General features: G+C 38.4%; 1 protein-coding gene. It reads right to left on the reverse strand.

What is annotated here, in order from left to right:
- Window positions 1-233 precede the first annotated feature (233 nt).
- Complete coding sequence (locus NRL14_RS20640; protein ID WP_306725503.1) at window positions 234-2,051, reverse strand: serine hydrolase; 1,818 nt, start codon at window positions 2,049-2,051, stop codon at window positions 234-236.
- Between the last annotated feature and the right edge of the window lie 216 nt (window positions 2,052-2,267).

A 2,267-nucleotide genomic window follows, 5' to 3' on the forward strand; every position in this document is an offset into this window, starting at 1 on the left:
CTATCCTCATAACTGAAAAGCAATTGCTAATCCCACACTCCGCCAAAGGCGCAACACTCGATACAGGAGGTTAGTTAAACCTTGCCCGACAGGGACTTGCACCCTGCAAGATGGATCAAGCTTAGCTTGACGCACCAACGCCGCTATAAGCGGCTAAGTACACTTTGCTAAACTGCGCGAAGCGCGAGCAAACTGTACGTGTCCGTTTGATGGACTTGTAAAAGCGCTACTCTTTATTGCCAAAATATAACGGGGAGCTGCCCCCAGAAAACCAATACTAAAACTAATTGTACCGATATCAAAATTGCCGCAACATCCAATTTAATTAGTTTACTTTGTAATTTTACTCTTAGAGAAATCCATAAAGAAAATAACAGTGTTAGTGGCAAAATTCCTGAAAGAAAAGCCAAGGAAACACTTGCCGCTGTAATATCACCAAATTGTAGAAAGGATTGCTGAACATAGAGGTATACAGGAAAGCTGAACAATAGTAGGTTTATAAATCCCCATTTTATTCGAACGAAGCTTTCTTTGTCTCGTTTAATGACCCTAATTAATCCGACTAAAAATATATAAAACAGTCCTATTAGACCAAAGCTTAAGCTTAACCAATAAAGTACCAATGCTATAATTGAAACTTGCTTAAACGTTTTAAGACCATCACTAACAAACAATCTCCTCTCACTATCCCAATAGAAAACATGGGAAGCTTGTGTCCTGTTAACATCTCTAAATAAGTGATCGCCGACTTGAATTAAGCGCCTATCGGCATTTTGCAATGACTTCATTAGAAGGTGCTCGTTTGATTGTTCTAACCAAATAAAATTGAAAAGCATATCAATGAATTCAAATTCGGCCATGTTATTTGGGGATGGTAGATAAATGCCCTCCAACTTTGACAACCCAGTTCCCTTTCCCGTGCTCTCTGCAATAGACGCTGACACCACGCTTAGTTTATTGATAAATAATTTATTAAACTTTTCATAGTCGGCAGTTTCGTTATCCGTGTTAGCGGCGTAAAAAAATCCCTTTTTTTCATCTGGTAAAAGGCAAATATAGGCTCTAAATCCAAATGTTGTACCCGGATGACACATGCCAAGCACGTTATGCCGATCTCTATTAGCAAACGCAAGGCCATGCCCAATATTCAGGCCTTCTATATGTGCTTTAGTGTTGAAAGGATTAGTAAGCATTTTCATATGCTCAGGTTTTACAAAATTTTGACCATTTACTTTGCCTTCATTCAAAATAAAATTCATAAACTTAGCCATGTCAGGGGCGGTAGTTGTGAATTGTCCCGCAGGTCTAAGATAGCTAGACACAGCAATTTGAGTAACATTATTTTCATGATAGCCCATCGCTAATAAAGGATCGGCGTACTGACCTTGTTGGCTGATAAACTCAAAGCTACTGTCATACATTTCTAAAGGTGCTAAAAGGTTGTCATCGAGGAACTCTTCATAACGCTGGTTGGTTACAGCTTCTATAACCATTGCAAGTAATGTATATCCCATATTGGAATATGAGTATTGCGTTCCTGGTTCAGTTCTAATCTTTAATAAGTTTTGTCTGCTTGATTCAAAAGCTTTTCCAAGTGGCGTATTTGGCAAAGGTTTAGTGCTTAGTAACTGCCACATCCTGATATTGTCTAATCCAGCAGTATGATCGAGTAAGTTTTTGACCTTGATAGGTGAACGATGATGCCAAACATTGTCGAAGTTCAATCCTGGCAATAGTGCTTCAATATTGCTATCTAATGAGAGTCTTCCTTCAAATATTAAATGGAGAACGCCCATTGCCAGAACCGATTTGGTAACTGAGCCTACATGCATTTTTTGTGCAGGCATCATATGTTCAAGTTTTGAAATATTTGCATATCCAACACTACCAACCTCAACATGCCCCTTTGAAATTGTTGACCAAGATAATCCTACAATATCTTCAGTGTCGATAGTATTTTGGATTTCGGTTTCAATATGAGTATCGCTTTCGGCATAAGCAATATTTAATGAAAACAAAACTAAAAATAATGATAAGAACTTTGGGTGCATCAACTTCTCAGTATACGACTAGCGCTTTAACGCCAAAATAACAGGCTAAGTAATGGTTGGCTAAAATTGTGTAGCGAAGCGAAACGTAGCCAACTGTTACGTGTCCTTGTTGATTTTCTTGTATGGATAATAAACCCACAAATTAATTAATACTTTAACCAAGTTCGGGTAATGTGAGGCCCAAGCTTTGGCTGCAACCAAAGCCTTTTATACAGT

Source organism: Pseudoalteromonas sp. 20-92, assembly GCF_030847595.1.
Classification (GTDB): domain Bacteria; phylum Pseudomonadota; class Gammaproteobacteria; order Enterobacterales; family Alteromonadaceae; genus Pseudoalteromonas; species Pseudoalteromonas fuliginea.

Bases quoted from the DNA above. Each gene is read 5' to 3' on its own strand.
- NRL14_RS20640 (WP_306725503.1), bottom strand. From the start codon at position 2,051: ATGCACCCAAAGTTCTTATCATTATTTTTAGTTTTGTTTTCATTAAAT.